The sequence below is a fragment of the Methylobacter sp. genome (assembly GCF_023227905.1).
GTDB lineage: Bacteria > Pseudomonadota > Gammaproteobacteria > Methylococcales > Methylomonadaceae > Methylobacter_A.
The window spans coordinates 41,792-55,530 of sequence record NZ_JALOCF010000026.1; the positions used below are offsets into that span (position 1 = coordinate 41,792).

28 protein-coding genes and 1 pseudogene are annotated in these 13,739 nt (G+C 39.6%); all 29 read right to left on the reverse strand.

Annotation, left to right across the window (positions count from 1 at the left end; all coding sequences use genetic code 11):
- Positions 1–142: 142 nt before the first annotated feature.
- Positions 143–520 carry a 50S ribosomal protein L17 gene (gene rplQ / locus M0R47_RS11725; protein WP_292554813.1) on the reverse strand — a complete coding sequence of 126 codons (378 nt, stop codon included), beginning with the start codon at positions 518–520 and terminating at the stop codon, positions 143–145.
- 17 nt (positions 521–537) lie between these two features.
- On the reverse strand, positions 538–1,551 hold the full coding sequence (gene rpoA, locus M0R47_RS11730) for a DNA-directed RNA polymerase subunit alpha (protein WP_292554816.1): 1,014 nt from the start codon (positions 1,549–1,551) through the stop codon (positions 538–540).
- A 21-nt stretch (positions 1,552–1,572) separates the two neighbouring features.
- Positions 1,573–2,193: a 30S ribosomal protein S4 gene (gene rpsD / locus M0R47_RS11735; RefSeq protein WP_292554818.1), complete on the reverse strand. Its 621-nt coding sequence runs from the start codon at positions 2,191–2,193 to the stop codon at positions 1,573–1,575.
- Positions 2,194–2,212: 19 nt separating this feature from the next.
- Positions 2,213–2,599, reverse strand: coding sequence for a 30S ribosomal protein S11 (rpsK, locus tag M0R47_RS11740; protein WP_127028018.1), 387 nt, complete (start codon positions 2,597–2,599; stop codon positions 2,213–2,215).
- A gap of 26 nt (positions 2,600–2,625) precedes the next feature.
- The gene (gene rpsM, locus M0R47_RS11745) at positions 2,626–2,982 is read right to left on the reverse strand and encodes a 30S ribosomal protein S13 (protein ID WP_292554825.1); all 357 of its coding nucleotides are present in this window, start codon (positions 2,980–2,982) and stop codon (positions 2,626–2,628) included.
- Positions 2,983–3,059: 77 nt separating this feature from the next.
- A complete protein-coding gene (gene rpmJ / locus M0R47_RS11750; RefSeq protein WP_081466878.1) occupies positions 3,060–3,173 on the reverse strand; it encodes a 50S ribosomal protein L36 in 114 nt (37 codons plus the stop codon).
- A gap of 32 nt (positions 3,174–3,205) precedes the next feature.
- Positions 3,206–4,528 carry a preprotein translocase subunit SecY gene (secY, locus tag M0R47_RS11755; RefSeq protein ID WP_292554828.1) on the reverse strand — a complete coding sequence of 441 codons (1,323 nt, stop codon included), beginning with the start codon at positions 4,526–4,528 and terminating at the stop codon, positions 3,206–3,208.
- Positions 4,529–4,963, reverse strand: a complete 435-nt coding sequence (gene rplO, locus M0R47_RS11760) for a 50S ribosomal protein L15 (protein ID WP_292554830.1) — start codon at positions 4,961–4,963, stop codon at positions 4,529–4,531.
- A complete protein-coding gene (gene rpmD / locus M0R47_RS11765; protein ID WP_292554833.1) occupies positions 4,963–5,148 on the reverse strand; it encodes a 50S ribosomal protein L30 in 186 nt (61 codons plus the stop codon). The genes rplO and rpmD overlap by 1 nt, the downstream gene beginning before the upstream one ends.
- Before the next feature lie 5 nt (positions 5,149–5,153).
- Positions 5,154–5,660 (reverse strand): 30S ribosomal protein S5, encoded by a 507-nt coding sequence (rpsE, locus tag M0R47_RS11770; protein WP_006890472.1) that lies wholly within the window; start codon positions 5,658–5,660, stop codon positions 5,154–5,156.
- Between the two features lie 9 nt (positions 5,661–5,669).
- Complete coding sequence (gene rplR, locus M0R47_RS11775) at positions 5,670–6,023, reverse strand: 50S ribosomal protein L18 (RefSeq protein WP_292554835.1); 354 nt, start codon at positions 6,021–6,023, stop codon at positions 5,670–5,672.
- Positions 6,024–6,032: 9 nt separating this feature from the next.
- Positions 6,033–6,566: a 50S ribosomal protein L6 gene (gene rplF, locus M0R47_RS11780; RefSeq protein WP_292554837.1), complete on the reverse strand. Its 534-nt coding sequence runs from the start codon at positions 6,564–6,566 to the stop codon at positions 6,033–6,035.
- 15 nt (positions 6,567–6,581) lie between these two features.
- Positions 6,582–6,977, reverse strand: coding sequence for a 30S ribosomal protein S8 (gene rpsH, locus M0R47_RS11785; protein ID WP_292554839.1), 396 nt, complete (start codon positions 6,975–6,977; stop codon positions 6,582–6,584).
- A 33-nt stretch (positions 6,978–7,010) separates the two neighbouring features.
- Positions 7,011–7,316 carry a 30S ribosomal protein S14 gene (gene rpsN, locus M0R47_RS11790; RefSeq protein WP_006890476.1) on the reverse strand — a complete coding sequence of 102 codons (306 nt, stop codon included), beginning with the start codon at positions 7,314–7,316 and terminating at the stop codon, positions 7,011–7,013.
- A gap of 14 nt (positions 7,317–7,330) precedes the next feature.
- Positions 7,331–7,870, reverse strand: coding sequence for a 50S ribosomal protein L5 (gene rplE / locus M0R47_RS11795; protein ID WP_292554844.1), 540 nt, complete (start codon positions 7,868–7,870; stop codon positions 7,331–7,333).
- A 15-nt stretch (positions 7,871–7,885) separates the two neighbouring features.
- On the reverse strand, positions 7,886–8,203 hold the full coding sequence (gene rplX / locus M0R47_RS11800; RefSeq protein ID WP_292554847.1) for a 50S ribosomal protein L24: 318 nt from the start codon (positions 8,201–8,203) through the stop codon (positions 7,886–7,888).
- A gap of 14 nt (positions 8,204–8,217) precedes the next feature.
- Positions 8,218–8,586 (reverse strand): 50S ribosomal protein L14, encoded by a 369-nt coding sequence (gene rplN, locus M0R47_RS11805; RefSeq protein ID WP_292554850.1) that lies wholly within the window; start codon positions 8,584–8,586, stop codon positions 8,218–8,220.
- 42 nt (positions 8,587–8,628) lie between these two features.
- The gene (gene rpsQ / locus M0R47_RS11810; protein ID WP_292554853.1) at positions 8,629–8,892 is read right to left on the reverse strand and encodes a 30S ribosomal protein S17; all 264 of its coding nucleotides are present in this window, start codon (positions 8,890–8,892) and stop codon (positions 8,629–8,631) included.
- Position 8,893: 1 nt separating this feature from the next.
- Positions 8,894–9,085 (reverse strand): 50S ribosomal protein L29, encoded by a 192-nt coding sequence (gene rpmC, locus M0R47_RS11815; RefSeq protein WP_292554856.1) that lies wholly within the window; start codon positions 9,083–9,085, stop codon positions 8,894–8,896.
- Positions 9,085–9,498: a 50S ribosomal protein L16 gene (gene rplP / locus M0R47_RS11820; protein WP_006890482.1), complete on the reverse strand. Its 414-nt coding sequence runs from the start codon at positions 9,496–9,498 to the stop codon at positions 9,085–9,087. Before rplP ends, rpmC begins: the two co-directional genes overlap by 1 nt.
- Before the next feature lie 17 nt (positions 9,499–9,515).
- Positions 9,516–10,187 (reverse strand): 30S ribosomal protein S3, encoded by a 672-nt coding sequence (gene rpsC / locus M0R47_RS11825; RefSeq protein ID WP_292554858.1) that lies wholly within the window; start codon positions 10,185–10,187, stop codon positions 9,516–9,518.
- A gap of 9 nt (positions 10,188–10,196) precedes the next feature.
- Positions 10,197–10,532 carry a 50S ribosomal protein L22 gene (rplV, locus tag M0R47_RS11830; protein WP_104422825.1) on the reverse strand — a complete coding sequence of 112 codons (336 nt, stop codon included), beginning with the start codon at positions 10,530–10,532 and terminating at the stop codon, positions 10,197–10,199.
- Between the two features lie 8 nt (positions 10,533–10,540).
- Positions 10,541–10,813, reverse strand: coding sequence for a 30S ribosomal protein S19 (rpsS, locus tag M0R47_RS11835; RefSeq protein ID WP_006890485.1), 273 nt, complete (start codon positions 10,811–10,813; stop codon positions 10,541–10,543).
- A 12-nt stretch (positions 10,814–10,825) separates the two neighbouring features.
- Positions 10,826–11,653: a 50S ribosomal protein L2 gene (gene rplB / locus M0R47_RS11840; RefSeq protein WP_292554862.1), complete on the reverse strand. Its 828-nt coding sequence runs from the start codon at positions 11,651–11,653 to the stop codon at positions 10,826–10,828.
- Between the two features lie 41 nt (positions 11,654–11,694).
- Positions 11,695–11,994, reverse strand: a complete 300-nt coding sequence (gene rplW / locus M0R47_RS11845; RefSeq protein ID WP_292554864.1) for a 50S ribosomal protein L23 — start codon at positions 11,992–11,994, stop codon at positions 11,695–11,697.
- The gene (rplD, locus tag M0R47_RS11850) at positions 11,991–12,611 is read right to left on the reverse strand and encodes a 50S ribosomal protein L4 (RefSeq protein WP_292554867.1); all 621 of its coding nucleotides are present in this window, start codon (positions 12,609–12,611) and stop codon (positions 11,991–11,993) included. Before rplD ends, rplW begins: the two co-directional genes overlap by 4 nt.
- 3 nt (positions 12,612–12,614) lie before the next feature.
- On the reverse strand, positions 12,615–13,265 hold the full coding sequence (rplC, locus tag M0R47_RS11855; RefSeq protein WP_292554868.1) for a 50S ribosomal protein L3: 651 nt from the start codon (positions 13,263–13,265) through the stop codon (positions 12,615–12,617).
- Between the two features lie 20 nt (positions 13,266–13,285).
- Positions 13,286–13,597 carry a 30S ribosomal protein S10 gene (gene rpsJ, locus M0R47_RS11860; RefSeq protein WP_006890490.1) on the reverse strand — a complete coding sequence of 104 codons (312 nt, stop codon included), beginning with the start codon at positions 13,595–13,597 and terminating at the stop codon, positions 13,286–13,288.
- Positions 13,598–13,603: 6 nt separating this feature from the next.
- Positions 13,604–13,739, reverse strand: a pseudogene (tuf, locus tag M0R47_RS11865) (elongation factor Tu); the annotation flags it as partial.

A 13,739-nucleotide genomic window follows, 5' to 3' on the forward strand; every position in this document is an offset into this window, starting at 1 on the left:
AATACCAGATGGGATTGGAGTGAAATGATAAAGTACCTAGGACTTTTCATAATTCAGTCCTTAAAGCGATACTAAGATTTATAAAGCTCTAAGGACTGAGGGTATATCCTGCAAATAGTTTTTTACAGGCTTTAAACTTGAATTAATCTTCTATATTAGCGATAGGTCTATCGACTAACTCCACATAAGCCATCGGCGCATCATCGCCAGGTCTAAATCCGCATTTCATAATACGCAAATAGCCACCAGCTCTATTTTTATAACGTGGACCAAGTTCGTTAAAAAGCTTAGTTACCGTATCACGATCACGTAACCGAGAGAAAGCAATACGTCTTTTAGCTACGCTATCTTCTTTAGATAGTGTAATTAAAGGTTCAGCGTAGCTTCTTAATTCTTTCGCTTTTGGTAAAGTTGTTTTTATTAATTCATGCTTAAATAATGAACTAACCATATTACTAAATAAAGCCTTACGGTGGCTACTATTTATATTGAATTTTCTACCGGATTTACGATGTCTCATTGTAAGAAGACCTAATGTTAATGTGTTATTGCGTGAGTTTGATCTGCAAGGTTTTCAGGAGGCCAGTTTTCTAACCGCATTCCTAAAGATAAACCTTTTAAAGCAAGAATGTCTTTTATTTCTGTTAAAGATTTTTTGCCAAGATTAGGAGTTTTCAATAACTCAACTTCAGTACGTTGAATTAAATCTCCAATATAAAAAATATTCTCAGCTTTTAAGCAATTAGCAGAACGCACTGTTAACTCGAGATCATCTACAGGACGAAGAAGAACAGGATCAAATATCTCCTCAACTTCAACTTCTTCCTCTGTTTGTTGGTCATTTACTTTTTCAAAGTCAACAAAAACAGACAACTGATCATGAAGTATAGTTGCAGCTAACTTGATGGTTTCTTCCGGATCAACAGTTCCATTTGTTTCCAGTTCGATTATTAATTTGTCTAAATTAGTTCGTTGCTCAACACGTGTACTTTCAACATGATAAGCAACTTTGATAACCGGACTATAAGAAGCATCAAGTTGAAGCGCCCCAACAATTAGACCATGTTCAGAGTTTGACTTACGAACACTTACTGGTTCATAACCTCTTCCTCGACGAACTCTGATCTTCATATTTAAAGCGCCGACTTGCGTCAAATTAGCTATTACCAAATCAGAATTAATAATCTCCACGTCATGTGGGACTATAATATCAGCAGCAGTAACACAGCCAGCTCCATGCTTTGAAAGCGTAAGCTCAACCTCATCTTTAGAATGAAGCACAACCGCTAACTTTTTAAGATTAAGCAAAATATCAATCACATCTTCTTGAACACCCTCAATAGTGGTATATTCATGAAGAACGCCTTCAATTTCAACATCTGTAACTGCACAACCAGGAATTGTAGACAGCAGCACCCGGCGCAATGCATTACCAATAGAGTGCCCAAACCCTCTTTCAAGAGGTTCAATAACAATCCTAGAATGATTAGGTGTTTTACTTACGACCTCAACTAAGCGAGGCTTCAGCAAGCCAGAAATAGAATTCTGCATTTATATCCCTCAAAACTACGATTATTTAGAGTAGAGCTCAACTACCAACTGCTCATTTATATCACTACCCAAATCTACACGATCTGGCAGCGAGCTAAAAGTACCTGACATTTCTTTAGAATTAACATCAACCCAAGAAGGGAAACCGTACTGTTCAGTTACACTCAAAGCATCAACAATTCTTTGTTGCTTTTTCGCTTTCTCTCTAACAGAAAGAACATCGCCTGGCGAAACCTGATAAGATGGGACATTAATTAAAACATTGTTAACTTGAATAGATTTATGACTAACCAACTGACGCGCTTCGGCACGAGTAGAAGCAAAGCCCATACGATAAACAACGTTATCTAATCTTGACTCTAAAAGGTTCAACAAGTTTTGACCTGTTGCTCCTTTTTTAGAATCTGCTGATTTATAGTAATTTCTAAATTGTTTTTCTAAGATGCCGTATATTCTGCGTAGGCGTTGCTTAGCTCTCAACTGAGTAGCATAATCAGAACTTCTTGTGCGCTTGGTACCATGCTGCCCAGGGCGCTGATCTAACTTACACTTGTTTTCTAAAGACTTTCCTCTGCTTTTCAAAAACAGATCTGTGCCTTCTCTTCGACTTAATTTACATGTAGGCCCAAGATATCTTGCCATAACAAACTACTCCAGATTTTTATACGCGGCGTTTTTTTGGCGGACGACATCCATTATGCGGAATTGGCGTCACATCAACAATATTGTTTATTTTGAATCCCAAATTATTCAGAGAACGCACTGCAGACTCGCGACCCGGACCAGGACCCTTAATCATGACATCAAGATTTTTCATGCCGAACTCTAAAGCAACTGTTCCTGCTTTTTCAGCCGCAACCTGAGCAGCAAAAGGCGTGCTTTTTCTGGATCCACGAAAACCAGACCCGCCTGACGTTGCCCAAGAAAGAGCATTACCTTTTCTATCTGTGATAGTTATGATTGTGTTATTGAAAGAAGCATGTACGTGCACAATGCCGTCTGCAACTTCTTTTTTTATACGTTTTCTAGAACGATTTTGACTCGCCATTTACTTCAACCTCTTAAAGGAATATCTTATTTTCTAATTGCCTTACGCGGGCCTTTTCGAGTACGAGCATTCGTTCTCGTTCTCTGCCCTCTTAAAGGCAATCCTCTACGATGTCTTATTCCGCGATAGCAACCCAGATCCATCAAACGCTTGATATTCATAGAAACCTCACGACGCAGATCACCTTCTACTGTCATCTTCGAAACCACATTACGAATGGTTTCCAACTGCTCTTCAGTCAGCTCTTTTATTTTAATCGAAGGTGCTATACCCACTTCAACGCAAATTTCACTTGCAGTTTGACGACCAATACCATATATAGCAGTCAATGCGATCACTGCATGTTTATGATCTGGTATATTTATCCCGGCAATACGTGCCATCTAGATACTCCCACTTAATAGTGCTCTAAAGTTAAGCGCCAAATTATAGCATTACACAAATAATGGCGCAACAATTATTATCCTTGTCGTTGCTTATGTTTTCCGTCTTCACAGATAACCCTGACAACACCATTTCTTTTTACAACTTTACATTTTCTACAAATTTTTTTTACAGAGGCACGAACTTTCACAATTAACTCCTAGACTGCTCTTGTGCAATAATTTATTTTTTTAGATTAGCTTTTTTCATTAAGCCATCATACTGTTGGGACATAACATGAGTTTGCATCTGTGAAATGAAATCCATTACAACCACTACAATAATCAATAAGGAGGTTCCACCAAAATAAAAGGGGACATTCCAGTAGACAATCAAAAACTCAGGCAATAAACATACAAGTGTTATATAAAAGGCTCCGATTAAAGTTAAGCGAGTCATCACTTTATCAATATAAGAACTTGTTTGAAGACCTGGTCTTATTCCAGGTAAAAATGCACCCGATTTTTTTAAGTTTTCAGCAGTTTCTTTTGAGTTGAATACTAAAGCCGTATAAAAAAAGCAAAAGAAAATAATAGCTGTTGCATAAAAAATAACATAAACCGGCTGACCGGGAGATAACATCGTAGCAACGTCCTGTAGCCAAGAAAAGCCATCACTATTTCCAAACCAGCCAGCTATTGTCGCAGGGAACAGAATGATACTCGATGCAAAAATAGGCGGTATTACACCCGCCATATTAAGCTTTAATGGCAAAAAACTACTTTGCCCCGCATACATCTTACGGCCTTGCTGTCTTTTTGGATAATTGATAAGAATTCTTCTCTGCCCTCTCTCAACAAAAACAACTAATGCAGTGACAGAAATAGATAATAAAAACAATAAAATTATAAATGCCCCGTTCATTTCACCGGTTCTTGCCAGCTCCAAAGTCCCACCGATTGCTTTAGGCAAACCAGAAACTATACCAGCAAATATAATCAGCGAAATACCATTACCAATTCCCCGCTCAGTAACCTGTTCGCCAAGCCACATCAAGAAAATAGTACCAGTAACCAGAGTAACTGTCGTAATGACAATAAAACTTATACCTGGATTCAAAACAACGGAAAGACCACCAGCAGTCTGATTTTGCAATGCCAAAGAAATTCCAATAGCTTGAAAAGTCGCTAAAACGACGGTACCAAACCGTGTGTACTGAGATATTTTACGACGACCGGATTCACCTTCTTTCTTTAGCTGCTCCATTGCAGGAATAACTACTGTCATCAATTGCATGATAATTGACGCTGAAATATAAGGCATTATACCCAAAGCAAATAGACTTAAACGCATCAAAGCGCCACCCGAGAACATGTTAAACATATCCAAGATTGAACCGCTTTGCTGTTCAAACATAACTGCAAGTGCTTTAGGATCTATCCCGGGCACAGGAATATGAGCACCGACTCTATATACGAAAAAAGCCCCTAAAACAAAAAGCAATCTTGCTTTAAGCTCTGAAAAACCGCCGACCTTCCCAGACACCTGCGCTCTTGATGTACTCACTTAGACCTCTACTTTGCCGCCAGCAGCTTCAATAGATTCTTTGGCTCCACCAGTTACTTTAATACCTTTGACCGTAACAGCTTTACTTAATACGCCAGACTTAATTACTTTAGCTTTTTTGGTAAACATTGGAACGATATTCGCATCAATTAAAGCTTTAAGATCAATTACATCAACGTTTAATCCATCGAGTTCATTTAGCCTAACCTCGGCTGAATATTTACTGATTAATGAGGTAAATCCAACCTTTGGTAAACGACGCTGTAAGGGCATCTGACCGCCCTCAAAACCAACTTTATGAAAGCCACCACTACGAGCTTTTTGCCCCTTATGCCCTCTTCCACAAGTCTTGCCAAGAGTACATCCAATACCTCGCCCCACTCTTTTAGACTTCTTTCTGGACCCTTCACTTGAACGGATTGTATTTAAAAACATTACACTTCCTCAAATTTTAGCATGTATGATATTTTGTTTATCATTCCACGGTTTTCAGGTGTATTGACCACTACAACCGTCTGGTTGATTTTGCGCAATCCAAGTCCTTTCAAACAAGCTTGGTGCGCTGGCAAGCGCCCAAATTTGCTTTTTATCATCGTTACACTTAATTTATTGCTAGCCATTGCTACTACCCAATAATTTGTTCAACTGACAAGCCACGTTTTGCAGCTATTTGGTTAGCGCTGTGCATTCCAGTAAGACCGTTAATAGTTGCCCTAACAACATTGATAGGATTACTGGTACCTATGCATTTAGCTAATACGTTATGAACCCCAACCACTTCAAATACCGCTCTCATTGCACCACCAGCAATGATACCTGTACCCTCAGAAGCAGGCTGCATATAAACCTTAGCTGCCCCCGTTGTATTCATAATAGGATATTGCAAGGTATCGCCTTTTAGAGAAACTTTACGCATATTTTTGCGCGCTTGCTCCAGTGATTTTTGGATCGCAATAGGTACTTCACGTGCTTTACTAACGCCGTACCCAACTCTACCTTCACCATCACCAACAACTGTTAGTGCTGTGAATCCAAAAACCCTACCGCCTTTTACAACTTTGGCAACACGTCTTACATTAACTAATTTTTCTTGCAAACCATCTGCACTAACCTGTGAAGGTGCTGTAGACATTTTATTCCCCTAAAATTTCAAACCGGCTTCACGTGCAGCATCAGCCAATGCTTTAACGCGACCATGATATTTAAATCCTGAACGATCAAAAGCAACTTCGGAAACTCCAGCAGCAATTGCTTTTTGTGCAATAAATCTTCCAACCTCAGCAGCTGCAATCACATTACTTGTATTTTTTAATGTCGATTTAATTTCAGCCTGTGTAGTTGATGCACTTGCCAAAGTTTTCGTTCCATCAGCACTTATAACTTGGGCGTAAATATGTTGCGAAGTTTTGTGAATTGACAGTCGCGTTGTACTTAATTTTTTAATTTTACTACGCAATTTTAATGCGCGCTTCATACGAGCTTGTTTCTTATCCATTTCGCTACCTTACTTCTTCTTAGCTTCTTTTCTTGCAACATGTTCATCAGCATATCTGACACCTTTACCCTTATAAGGCTCAGGCGGACGATATGCTCTAATTTTCGCAGCAACTTCGCCGACTAATTGCTTATCGCTTCCTTTGATCAAAATTTCAGTTTGACTAGGCGTCTCTACCAAAACTCCTTCAGGAACTTCAAAATCAATCGGATGGGAAAAGCCAAGGGCCAGATTGAGTATATTTCCTTTAGCTTGCGCTCGATAACCAACACCAATCAGAGTTAATTTCTTTTCAAACCCTGCAGATACACCAACAATCATGTTGCTTACAATCGCTCTAGCTGTTCCAGCTTGAGCAGTAGCTTTTTTATCATCTCTATCCCACTGCACTTGGATTACGTTTTCCGCAATACCAAAACTGACAGCTGAGTTTGTATCATAAGATAATTGACCATTACTTCCTTTTACGGTCACATTATTACCTTCTAGCTTTATATCCACACCGCTTGGGATAATGACTGGAGCCTTAGCAATTCTTGACATAACCTGACCTACACTTTAACAAACAGTACAAATGACTTCACCGCCGTGTCCAATTGAACGAGCAGCTCTATCTGTCATAACACCATTCGATGTTGATACGATAGCAATCCCTAACCCGCCAAGAACTTTTGGCAATTCATCCTTAGATTTATAAATACGTAAACCAGGTTTACTAATTCTTTTAATATTTTCAATTACAGGAGCTCCTTTATAGTACTTCAGCTCAATAGTCATTTCTGTATGACTACCTACTGTCTCTAAGGAATAACCTGTTATAAAACCCTCTTCTTTTAATACCTTGGCAATGGATACTTTCAGTTTTGATGAAGGTTGCTTAACAATTTTTTTGCCAGCAGATTGACCGTTTCTGATTCGGGTCAGCATATCTGCGACTGGGTCTGTCATACTCATGTTATAATCTCTCTAAACTTGATCTAAAAGATCTTACCAACTTGCCTTTACCAAGCCTGGCACATCGCCACGCATTGTCGCTTCTCTTAGTTTATTTCGACTAAGGCCAAACTTACGGTAATAACCATGCGGACGTCCGGTTAAATTACAACGGTTACGGACTCTTGACGCACTTGAGTCTCTCGGTAGTTTTTGAAGTTGTAAATGAGCAGATTCTTTATCTTCAAATGTGGCACTCGGATCTCTGATAATTTCTTTCAGAGATTTACGTTTGACATCATATTTTTGTACTAGTTTTTTACGCTTATCTTCACGCGCAATCATTGATTTTTTTGCCATTTTAAAGTTGCCCTTTAGTTCTTAAATGGAAAATTAAAAAGCTTTAACAACGCCAAACCTTCTTCATTAGTTTGAGCTGTCGTTGTGATAGTTATATCCATGCCGCGTAAAGCATCAATTTTGTCATAATCAATTTCTGGAAAAATGATTTGCTCTTTAACGCCCATAGAATAATTACCACGCCCATCAAAGCTTTTAGGGCTTAATCCTCTAAAATCGCGGATCCGAGGAATGGAAATATTTATTAATCGGTCTAAAAATTCATACATTCTATCGCTACGCAAAGTAACTTTACAACCAATAGGCATATCATCACGAATTTTAAACCCTGCGATAGATTTTCTTGCCAGGGTAACAACTGGTTTTTGACCTGAAATCTTTTCCATGTCACTAACTGCAGATTGTAGAACCTTTTTATCGGCAACTGCGCCGCCAACACCCATATTAAGTGTGATTTTTGTAATTCGCGGCGCCTGCATTACAGAGCTGTAACCAAACTGCTCAACCAATGCTGGAAGGATTTTTTCTTTATATACGGTTTCTAGTCTAGCCATGATTTTTATCTACACCTACACATCAACAACTTCATTTGTTGACTTAAAATATCTGACTTTTTTTCCATCTTCTAGAAACTTAAAGCCGACACGATCCGCTTTTTTAGTTGCGGGATTATATAACCCAATATTGGAAATATTAATCGGCATATCCTTGACAATTATGCCACCTGAAACCCCTGCATTTGGGTTTGGTTTTTGGTTCTTTTTTACTTGATTAATTCCTTCAATCAAAACTTTATTATTCTTTAAAACCTTACTTACTCTACCACTCTTACCTTTATCCTTACCGGTACGAACGATAACTTCATCGCCTTGTTTAATTTTTTGCATTTTTAAACCCTACCTTATAAAACTTCAGGAGCTAACGAGATTATTTTCATAAACTTCTCGCCTCTAAGCTCACGTGTTACAGGGCCAAAAATACGCGTACCGAGTGGCTGTAAATTATTATTCAAAATAACTGCAGCGTTGCCGTCAAAGCGGATGACTGAACCATCCGGCCTGCGAATACCTTTACAAGTTCTAACGACCAATGCGTTATAAACTTCGCCTTTTTTTACTCTGCCGCGCGGGATGGCATCTTTAATACTGACTTTAATAATATCACCAATGCCAGCATAACGCCTATGAGACCCACCCAACACTTTGATACACATGACCCTTTTTGCACCGCTATTATCGGCGACGTCAAGGTTAGTTTGCATCTGAATCATGATTTATTCCTAATTATCTGTTTATTAAATAGCTTGGTAATGCTATTTGTTGGCGCTTTCTAAGACCTGAACCAACATAAAGGTTTTATTCTTAGACATAGGCCTGCATGATGTAATGGATACTACGTCGCCTTCATGGCAAACATTTTGTTCGTCATGAGCCATCATTTTAGTCGAACGCTTAATGTATTTTCCGTAAACAGGATGCTTTACAACACGCTCTACTAAAACTGTAATAGTTTTATCCATCTTATTACTAACAACCCGACCAGTAATCGTCCGCAACTTAGTTACATTCTCACTCATTTTATGCGCTCGCCATTTCGTTTAATATGGTATGGATACGTGCAACATCACGCCTAACCTTTTTCACCTGATCGGGCTTGGACAGCTGACCTGTACCTTTTTGCATTTTAAGATTAAATTGTTCACGAGACAATTCGAGCAACATTGCCCCTAATTCGTCTTTAGATTTTTGGCGTAATTCATTTACTTTCATTACATTATTGTCCGAGCAGTAAAAAGTGTCTTTAAAGGTAGTTTAGCAGCGCCTAAAGCGAATGCTTCACGAGCCAATTCCTCAGAAACACCCTGTATTTCATACAACATTGTTCCAGGCTTAACTTGTGCAACCCAATATTCTACACTACCTTTCCCTTTTCCCATACGAACTTCTAATGGTTTTTTTGTAATTGGCTTATCAGGGAAAATTCTAATCCATATTTTACCGCCACGCTTGACGTGCCGAGTGATTGTTCTTCGCGCCGATTCAATCTGACGGGCAGTAAGTCTACCTCGCTCAACTGACTTAAGGCCAAAATCACCAAAACTTACTGATGATCCACGTACGGCAGTACCGTTATTTCTGCCTTTATGTTGTTTACGGAACTTGGTTCTTTTAGGTTGAAGCATTTTCTCTATCCCTTCAACTATTTCTTAGATTCTGAATTAATAGATGCTATATGTGCATCCATATCGAATACCTCACCCTTGAATATCCACACCTTGATGCCGATAATTCCGTAGGTAGTATGTGCTTCAGCAGTTGCATAATCTATGTCTGCGCGTAACGTATGAAGAGGAACTCGACCCTCTCTATACCATTCGCTTCGAGCAATTTCAGCGCCGTTTAATCGACCCCCAACATTGATTTTAATACCTTCGGCACCTAAACGCATTGTGTTGGTTACAGCACGTTTCATTGCACGGCGATACATAATTCTTTTTTCTAGTTGCTGAGCAACACCTTCAGCAACGAGCTGAGCATCAAGTTCTGGCTTTCTAATCTCTTCAACGTTAAGTTGAACAGGGATGCCCATCATCTTTGATACTGCTTGCCTTAATGTTTCAATATCTTCGCCTTTTTTACCTATTACAATACCCGGTCTTGCGGTATGCACCGTAATATGCGCGTTATTTGGCGGACGATTAATCTGAATACGACTTACAGAAGCATGAGCTAACTTTTTCTTGATAAATTCTCTGACTGTCAAGTCTTGGTGCAGGAAAACTGAATAATCCTGACTACTTGCATACCACCTTGAATTCCAATCTTTTACAATACCAAGGCGTATACCTGTTGGATGTACCTTTTGACCCATTTTCTGCCCCTACTCGTATTCTGCGACTTTAACTGTAATATGGCAGGTTCTTTTAAGGATGTGATTTGCACGCCCTTTAGCTCTTGCCTTGAATCTTTTCATGGTCGCACCTTCATTTACATAAACGGTCGACACTTTTAATTCATCAATATCTGCGCTTTCATTATGCTCTGCATTAGCAATAGCAGATTCAAGAATTTTTTTAATAATCGCAGCAGCTTTTTTTGAGCTGAACTTCAATGTGTTCAACGCCTTTTCAACTGGCATGCCACGTATCTGATCACCTACTAATCGCGCTTTTTGCGCAGACAGCGGAGCATTTTTTAATTTTGCTGAAACTTCCATAATACAACCTATCTAGATTTCTTATCAGCCACATGGCCTTTATATGTGCGAGTTGGCGAAAACTCACCTAATTTATGCCCGACCATATTCTCCGAAATCAGAACAGGTATGTGCAGGCGCCCATTATGGATTGCAATAGTTAAACCTAGCATATCAGGTATAATCATTGATCTTCTTGACCATGTTTTAATCGGTTTCCGATTATTTGTACTTACAGCATCTTCAACTTTTTTAAGTAGATGATGATCAATAAACGGACCTTTTTTAATTGAACGCGGCACAATAATTCCTCTCTATTTGAGCTTACGACGTCTGATAATCATATTATCAGTACGTTTGTTATTTCTGGTTTTATACCCTTTAGTTGGCATACCCCAAGGTGATACCGGATGTCTTCCGCCAGATGTACGTCCTTCACCACCGCCATGCGGGTGATCAACTGGATTCATTACAACACCTCGAACAGTAGGACGAACACCGCGCCATCTTGATGCACCAGCCTTTCCAAGAGATATCAAGCTGTGCTCTGAATTAGAAACCTCTCCGATTACAGCTCGACAATCGGCCATAACTTTACGCATTTCGCCTGATCTTAATCTAAGAGTGGCATGAGCGCCGTCTTTGGCTACTAATTGCACAGATGTGCCAGCACTTCGAGCAACTTGCGCCCCTTTACCTGGCTTCAATTCCACACAATGTACGGTGGTACCCATAGGTATATTTCTTAACGGCATGCAATTGCCCGGCTTAATTGCGGTCGCTTCCGAAGAAAGGATTTCCTGTCCAACTTCAAGCCCTTTAGGAGCAATGATATATCTGCGCTCGCCATCTTTAAACAAAACCAAGGCAATATTAGCTGTTCTGTTTGGATCATATTCAAGACGCTCAACAACGGCAGGAATGTCAACTTTATTTCTCTTAAAATCGATCATCCGATAGTGTTGTTTGTGACCACCACCTACATGACGCGTTGTAATACGCCCCTGATTATTACGACCGCCACTTTTGCTATTTTTACTTAACAAAGGCGCATAGGGTTTTCCTTTATGCAAATCATCATTTTTGATCCGCACTACAAACCGTGAACCCGGTGACGTCGGTTTAGACTTTACAATAGCCATGCTTTCTACCGTTTCCTATTGATCTTTTAAAACTTAAATTATTAAGCAGCAGAGAAATCTATATCATGACCGGGCTTTAGTTTTACATAAGCCTTTTTCCAATCAGATCGCTGTCCCAATGAACCGCCAAATCTTTTTTGCTTGCCTTTAACGTTTAAAACCTGAACTGAGTCAACCTCAACGCTAAACATTAGTTCCACTGCATTTTTTACTTGTTTTTTTGTTGCATTTTTCTGCACCTTAAAAACAAATCGATTGTTTTTTTCTGCAGCAATCGTGCTCTTCTCAGATATAATCGGAGCTTGTAACACACCTGCTAAGTGATATTTATTTAAACTCACGCCAAGCGCTCCTCTATTTGCTTCAACGCACCCGGCGTAGCAATAACTTTATCAGCTGATACCAATAGTAATGGACTTAAATTGGTTGCCTCAATCACTTCTACGTAAGGTATGTTTCTTGACGCCAAAGCTAAATTCACATCAACACTCTCAACAATAATCAGAATGCGCTTTGCGCCAATTTCTTTTATTTTTGCATTTAGTTCTTTGGTTTTTGAACTAGAAGGCAAAATATCATTACTAACAACTAACCGATGTTGCCTAACCAGCTCAGACAAAATGGATCGAACTCCAACTCTAAACATTTTTTTGTTCAGTTTTTGCTCGTAATTTCTTGGCCTTGCTGCAAAAGTAACACCACCAGTTCTCCAAACCGGACTACGTGTTGTACCAGATCTTGCTCGACCTGTTCCTTTCTGTCTCCATGGCTTTGTACCACCACCACTCACATCGGACCGCGTCTTCTGAGCCTTTGTTCCAGCACGAGCGCCAGCCAGATGCCTGACAACTAATTGGTGAACCAAAGTTTCATTAAATGTCTGTCCAAAAATAGCCTCAGCTACTTCTAAGCTTCCGGAAGAGTCTTGTTCATTTAAAGCAGGTATTTGCAAACTCATAGCTTAACCTTTATTTCGCATTTTCATAGCCGGTGTTATAACCACATCACCGCCTTTAGCACCAGGCACAGCGCCCTTTACTAAAATTAAATTTCTTGCCGTATCAATTGAGTGAATAGTCAAATTTTGCACTGTAACTTTTTCAGCACCCATATGACCTTCCATTTTTTTCCCTTTAAAAACACGACCAGGAGTTTGACACATACCGATAGAACCCAAGACTCTATGTGAGCGCGAGTTACCGTGTGTTGCATCTTGCATACTGAAATTGTGACGCTTTATGCCGCCCGCGAAGCCCTTACCAATGCTCTTTCCTTGAACATCAACAACTTGACCCGCAGAAAAAACGTCTGTTGTAAGTTGCGACCCAACAGCCAAACCCTCTCCTTCACCATCTGCGAGTCTAAACTCCCACAGACCACGACCCGCTGTCATATTGGCAGCTGCGTAATGACCAGCCATTGCTTTATTGACTCTAGAAGATTTCTTTTCGCCCGCTGCAACTTGAATCGAACGATAGCCATCAACCTCAATGCCTTTAACTTGAGTAACTCTGTTTGAGTCAATCTGGAGCACAGTAACTGGTACTGACGAACCATCTTCACAAAAAACTCTGGTCATACCACATTTACGACCTATAAGACCTATTGACATCTGCCAATTCCTCTGCTTTTTTAATTCAATTTTATTTGAACATCAACACCAGCTGCAAGATCTAACTTCATCAATGCATCTACGGTTTTTTCTGTTGGTTCAACGATATCCAATAATCTTTTATACGTTCTCAATTCATATTGATCCCTAGCATCTTTATTTACGTGCGGAGAAATCAAAATAGTGAAACGCTCTTTTTTAGTAGGCAATGGAATAGGACCCTTTACCTGGGCACCAGTTCTTCTTGCTGTTTCTACTATCTCACCAGCCGATTGATCAATTAATTTATGATCAAATGATTTCAAACGGATTCTGATAGTTTGATTAGACATATTTTCTTACTCGATTATTGATGCAACAACGCCCGCACCTACTGTACGACCACCCTCACGGATTGCAAAACGCAACCCTTCTTCCATGGCGATCGGTGAAATCAGCTTTACTTTTACCGAAATGTTATCGCCAGGCATAACC